Genomic DNA, 5,770 nt, shown 5'->3' with positions numbered 1-5,770 from the left:
GGTCTACGGTGCCGACAGCAATGGCGGTGAAATCTCCGAGGCCATCACCTCGACCAGCGTCACCATCAAGCAAAAAATCGCCGCATCCGCAGGACCGCTCGAGCCCGCATTTCCTGGCTACTAGTTCCATGATCCCGACAAGTGGATACCGGTATCCAGAAAGGATCATGGACAAACAAAAGAGCGCCTGGATCGCCAGCCCGCGTCAAGGGCGCTGTCAAAATTCGAACGCTACCGGCGCGATGCCGGAATCAACAGGAGAGACGCGAAATGTTTAGAAAGATACTTTTCGGTGCCGTTTCCATCCTCGCCATGGCGATGGGCGAGGTCCAGGCACAGGACCTGAAGGAATTCCGCGTCGGCATTCTGGGCGGCGAGAACGAAGCCGATCGCCTGCGCAACTATCAGTGCTTTGCCGACCACATCAAGGAAGTGCTGGGCGTCGAGAAAGTTTCACTGTTCCCGGCCGCCGACTACGACGGGGTCATCCAGGGCCTGCTCGGCGGCACGCTTGACTATGCCGAGCTCGGCGCTTCCGCCTATGCCAAGATCTATCTCGAAAACAAGGAAGCGGTTCAACCGATCCTGACGACGATCCAGACCGACGGTTCGACCGGCTACCATTCGGTCATGGTCGCCCGTGCCGATTCCGGCATCAAGACACTCGCCGACATGAAGGGCAAGAAACTCGGTTTCGCCGATCCCGATTCGACTTCTGGTTATCTGATCCCAGTCACGTCACTGCCCAAGGACATCGGCATGGATGTGAAGAGCTACTTCGCGTCGACCGGTTTCGGTGGCGGCCATGAACAGCTTGTCCTTGAAGTCCTGAAGGGCACCTTCGATGCCGGCACCACCTGGGCTTCCGGCGTCGGCGATTTCAAGGACGGCTACAGCTCGGGCAACCTCCGCAAGATGGTCGACAAGGGTGTGCTCAAGATGGACGACCTCGTCGAATTGTGGCAGTCGCCGATGATCCCGAACGGCCCGCTGGTCTTGCGTACGTCGATCGACGCCGGCGCCAAGCAGAAGATCACCGATTTCCTGACCAAGCTTCCGGAAACCGATCCGGCCTGTTTCTCCGCGATACAAGGCGGCGACTTCAAGGGCTATTCGCCGGTCACCCCGGAATTCTATCAGGCAATCATCGATGCCCGTAAGGCGAAGATCGGCTCGTAAGTAAACTGCCACAACGCCGCCGGGGCCATGTGCCGCCGGCGGCGTTGCCGCATCAGCGCCGGGAATCTATCGATGAGTGCGACCGATGTTTACCGCGCGCCTGCGCTTTCGCCGGAGGCAGCCACAGTCGAGCAGCACTGGCGCGACCTCGCCGCTCGCCGGCGCCTTTACACGATCGGTGGCCTGGCTTTCCTGTTTCTTGCACTCTCTGGCTCGCTCTGGTTCGCCAACGAAACCAACGCCGGAAAGTTCTTCGACCGCCTTCCCTACATCGCCGACTTTTTCACCGAATTGAAGCCGCGCGACTGGTTCGACCCGGTGCGCGCGCTGTTCGACCTGCCTTCCCCCTATGACGATGGCAGCCTCAAGTTCGACTACCCCGAAGGTCGGGTCTACCTGACCCAAGGCATCTACATCCCGGAGTATTTCAACCGGATGATCGAGACGCTGAACATTGCCCTGTTTTCGACGCTGGTGGGCTCCACATTCGGTTTCCTGCTCTGCTTCCTGGCTGCAGGCAACATCACGGCCAGCCGCTGGCTCCGCTTCACCACGCGCCGCTTCCTTGAAATCGTCCGCGCCTTTCCGGAAATCGTCATCGCCGGCTTCTTTCTGGCGGTCTTCTCGCTTGGACCGATTCCGGCGATCCTCGCGGTCAGCATCCACACCGTCGGCGCGCTCGGAAAAATGTTCTTCGAAGTGGTCGAAAATGCCGACATGAAGCCTGAAGAAGGCTTGCGGGCTGTTGGCGCCAACTGGATCGAACGGGTGTGGTTCGGCATCGTGCCTCAGGTCCTGCCCAATTTCATGAGCTACTTCCTGCTCCGCTTCGAGATCAATGTGCGCGCTTCGACCATTCTCGGTGCCGTCGGCGCCGGCGGCATCGGCGAATCCCTGCGTCTTTCGATCGGCCGAGGCCATGAGGCCAAGACCATTGCCATCGTCTTTCTGCTGTTCTGCACGATAGTCGCTGTCGACCAGTTTTCGGCATGGCTGAGGCATCGTCTTGTCGGACGGCAAGCGTTCGCATACGGGCGCGGAGAGTAACACCATGAACGCCGACGCTATCGACGACATCGCCGCTCGCCACCCGGACGCCTTCCGGCGCTCTCTATGGAAGCGCTACGCCGTCCCGATCGGCATCCTTCTCTGCATTCTCTACACCTTCTATTGCGCGTGGTTCTTCTCGATCGCCACCGTGCTCGAAAAGGCGAACTGGAATCTTGCCGGCGCTTATCTCGCCGACTGGGTGTCTTACGAAATCCGGCCCGACATCGAGTTCAAAGATAGCTATCTGACGATCGACTACTCCCGCTTTTCCAAACTGGGATCCAATCCAGATCCCGACTGGGTGGTCAAGCAGATGGCCGTCATCGAGCGGCAGGTCGAGGCAGCACCGGCACCGGCGATCGCGACCAACAAGTCATCGCAAGACTCGTTTATGGCGCCCGGCGCGCCGACCGCCGAGAACCCGGCCGCCCCGTTGGGCCAATCCGCTCCGGCTGCACCTGAAACGGTGCGCGAAAACGCCGTTGTGGCGGCGACTGTCACCCTTGGCAATGGCCGGATCGCCATCACGCCAAACCTCGTCGCCGTGACGCGCGGCGCCGAAAGCGTCATCTTCGATATTGCCAAGGACAGTTCTGTCACGCCGCGCACACCGCTGCCCGACTGGATCGAGCAACGCAGGCCAGGCTCGACAGCCTACGTCTCGTTCGGCTTTCTCGGCCGCGCCGAGGTGCAAAATGACGAAGTCGTCGCCTGGAGACGTTTCTTCGGCTGGGCCAATTTCGTCTTTGACACGAACTCGCCATTCTGGGGAAAGCCGTTCGGCGAGGTCGCGTCACTGATCGTCTCCGGGGCCCGCATCGACCCGTCACGGTCAAACGCAGCGCTCGCCTGGCACAACATCCTCAACAACGCCGAGTGGCAGCATGGAGACGTCTGGCTGAAACTCTTGCAAACCATCGTCATGGCTTTTGTCGGCACCGTGCTGGCCTCGATCGTCGCCTTTCCGCTCGCCTTCCTGGCTGCACGCAACGTCACGCCGAGCCGGATCGCCAACCAGGTGACAAAACGCTTCTTCGATTTCCTGCGCTCGGTCGACATGCTGATCTGGGCGCTGTTCTTCACCCGCGGCTTCGGTCCGGGACCGCTGGCCGGCATGTCGGCCATCTTCTTCACCGACACCGGAACCCTCGGCAAACTCTACTCCGAGGCGCTGGAAAACATCGACGACAAGCAGCGCGAGGGCATCCGCTCGGTTGGCGCCACGCCGGCAATGGTGCAGCGTTACGGCGTGCTGCCCCAGGTTCTGCCGGTATTCCTTAGCCAATCGCTCTATTTCTGGGAATCGAACACCAGGTCAGCGACGATCATAGGGGCTGTCGGCGCCGGCGGCATCGGTCTGAAATTGTGGGAGGCCATGCGCACCAATACCAATTGGGCCAATGTTTTCTATATGGTTGTGCTGATCCTTGTTGTCGTCTTTATCTTCGACAACATTTCCAGTTTTCTTCGCCGCAAACTGATGGGGACAGTCGGAAACGGCAATGACGAGCGGCGCGAGCGCGCGCCCGCCGGCCTGCCACCGGCGGCTCAGATCGCCTGAGAGGAAGCTCGGCTGCGTCCTAAGCACCAGCCTTTTTCCAGCCGCTCCTGATATGCTTGTAGCCGTCGCGGTAGACGACTTCCGGGCTTTCCGAAAAATCGCGCCAGACCTTGGTTGCCGCCGCCAAATCCTTCAGCGAGCGGCCGAAGGCCTCGATCGTCAGCCAGTCGTCATAGCCGCTCTTGCGGATGGCCGAAAACGTTTCCTTCCACGGAATGTGGCCGCGCCCAGGTACGCCGCGATCATTCTCCGAAATATGGATATGGACGACATTTTTGTGGTTGCGCGTATAGGCGCCGATCGGGTCGGCCTCCTCGATATTGGCGTGGAACGTGTCGTACATCGCCTTGATACGCGGCCGGTCGATAGCGTCGATATGCTCGGACAGATCGTCCATCGTGTTCAGCAGGTAGCACTCGAAGCGGTTGAGCGCCTCCAGCCCGATGGTGACGTTCCTCTCGCCGGCATGGTCGCCGATGGCGCGTTGCGAGGCAACGGAGCGCTTCTTCTCCGCCGCCGTCGGCCCACTACCGGAGAAGGCGCCCAGTGTCGAATGCAACGGGCCGCTCAGCGTTTTGGCGCCGAGCGCAGCCGAGCAGTCGATCGCCCACTTCATATAGTCGATGCCGGCCTTGCGCGTTAAACCATCGGCCGAGATCAAGTTCAGCGCCGGATCGCCCATCGCTGAAACGGCGGTGCGCTCCAGCCCGATGCGGTCGAGCAGTTCGCCAAGTTTTGTGTAGTCGTCCGGCGTGCCGGCAAAGATCGGTATCTCGACGCCATCGAAGCCGGTCGCCTTGATATCCCTGAGCAGTGGCTCGTGTTTCTTCGACACGGCTGTCGTCCACAAAAACATGCACATGCCGATTTTCATCGACGCCCCTCCCATCATTGCGCAATCCACAGGGGTGTTGAGATTCAGGTTAGGCCGAGCCGAAAATGGTAGTTTCCGAGAACCGGAGCGGAACGTACTTTTCGTACGTGAGCACCGGAAGCGCATGAAACTGCCGTTTGCAGGCCGGTATCACCTGAAGATCAGCACCCCGATCAGAGCTTCGTCCAAGCCCCGTTCTTCCTCGACGACTTCACGCAGGCTTCGATGAAGGCCATGCCTTCGACGCCGTCCTGGATGGTCGGGAAGATAACTTCCTTAGCCGGCTTGCCGCCGTTGCGGCGCGCCGCGCGGATGGCGCGGGCCGCCTCCTGGTAGATGTTGGCGAAGCCTTCGAGATAGCCTTCCGGATGGCCTGACGGAACCCGGCTGACGCGCCCGGCGACGGGAAGCGCGCCGGCGCCGTTCCGGGTGATCAACTGCTTCGGCTGGCCGAACGGCGTGTACCAGAGATAGTTCGGGTCGGCCTGCACCCATTCAAGTCCGCCCTTCGAGCCGTAGATGCGCAGCTTCAGCCCGTTCTCGTGGCCGGGCGCCACCTGGCTCGCCCAGATCATGCCCTTGGCCGGGTGCGACTTGCCGACCGGTTTGAAGCGCAGCATCACGTTGACATTGTCGTCGAGTTGCCGCCCCGGCACGAAGGCGTCGAGATCGGCGGAAAGTGAATCGAGCTCCAGCCCGCAGACGAAGCGCGCGAGATTGTAGGCATGCGTGCCGATGTCGCCCAGCGCACCGCCGGCACCCGCCTGCTTGGGGTCGGAGCGCCAGGCCGCCTGCTTCTGGCCGGTAGCGGCGAGGTCCTCGGTTAGCCAGTCCTGCGGATATTCAGACTGCACGATGCGGATGTCGCCGAGCTGCCCCTTGGCTACCATCTCGCGCGCCTGCCGTACCATCGGATAGGCGGTGTAATTATGCGTCAGCACGAACACTTTGCCGGTCTTTTCGACTAATGCCGCCAGATTCTTTGCCTCGGCCAGCGTCGTCGCCAGCGGCTTGTCGCAGATGACATGGATGCCGGCCTCGAGAAAAGCCTTCGCCGCCGGCACATGGACATTGTTGGGCGTGACGATGGCCACCGCCTCTATGCC

General features: G+C 61.0%; 5 protein-coding genes and 1 pseudogene. 4 read left to right on the top strand and 2 right to left on the bottom strand.

The genetic code is table 11. The features are described 5' to 3' along the window. From EOA85_RS39310 to phnE (EOA85_RS25700), 4 genes and pseudogenes are all read left to right on the top strand, one after another. Positions 1-124: pseudogene (locus EOA85_RS39310) on the top strand (phosphonate ABC transporter ATP-binding protein); the annotation flags it as partial. 146 nt (positions 125-270) lie between these two features. Continuing rightward, a complete protein-coding gene (gene phnD, locus EOA85_RS25710) occupies positions 271-1,179 on the top strand; it encodes a phosphonate ABC transporter substrate-binding protein (protein WP_127211639.1) in 909 nt (302 codons plus the stop codon). A 72-nt stretch (positions 1,180-1,251) separates the two neighbouring features. Then, positions 1,252-2,226, top strand: a complete 975-nt coding sequence (phnE, locus tag EOA85_RS25705; protein ID WP_127211638.1) for a phosphonate ABC transporter, permease protein PhnE — start codon at positions 1,252-1,254, stop codon at positions 2,224-2,226. 4 nt (positions 2,227-2,230) lie between these two features. Next, complete coding sequence (gene phnE / locus EOA85_RS25700) at positions 2,231-3,790, top strand: phosphonate ABC transporter, permease protein PhnE (protein ID WP_127211637.1); 1,560 nt, start codon at positions 2,231-2,233, stop codon at positions 3,788-3,790. A 19-nt stretch (positions 3,791-3,809) separates the two neighbouring features. On the opposite strand, the gene EOA85_RS25695 is transcribed toward phnE (EOA85_RS25700), so the two are convergent. Continuing rightward, on the bottom strand, positions 3,810-4,664 hold the full coding sequence (locus EOA85_RS25695) for a sugar phosphate isomerase/epimerase (protein WP_127211636.1): 855 nt from the start codon (positions 4,662-4,664) through the stop codon (positions 3,810-3,812). 173 nt (positions 4,665-4,837) lie between these two features. Next, on the bottom strand, positions 4,838-5,770 hold a 933-nt coding region (locus EOA85_RS25690; RefSeq protein WP_164759872.1), incomplete at its 5' end, for a Gfo/Idh/MocA family oxidoreductase.

It is taken from the genome of Mesorhizobium sp. M5C.F.Ca.IN.020.29.1.1 (assembly GCF_003997375.1).
Classification (GTDB): Bacteria; Pseudomonadota; Alphaproteobacteria; order Rhizobiales; family Rhizobiaceae; genus Mesorhizobium; species Mesorhizobium wenxiniae.
Note: the sequence above shows the minus strand (reverse complement) of the source record. Positions and strands in the feature narration are given on the sequence as shown.

Excerpts from the sequence above, each read along its gene's own strand:
- phnD (WP_127211639.1), top strand. The coding sequence starts at position 271 with ATGTTTAGAAAGATACTTTTCGGTGCCGTTTCCATCCTCGCCATGGCG.
- phnE (WP_127211638.1), top strand. The coding sequence starts at position 1,252 with ATGAGTGCGACCGATGTTTACCGCGCGCCTGCGCTTTCGCCGGAGGCA.
- phnE (WP_127211637.1), top strand. The coding sequence starts at position 2,231 with ATGAACGCCGACGCTATCGACGACATCGCCGCTCGCCACCCGGACGCC.
- EOA85_RS25695 (WP_127211636.1), bottom strand. The coding sequence starts at position 4,664 with ATGAAAATCGGCATGTGCATGTTTTTGTGGACGACAGCCGTGTCGAAG.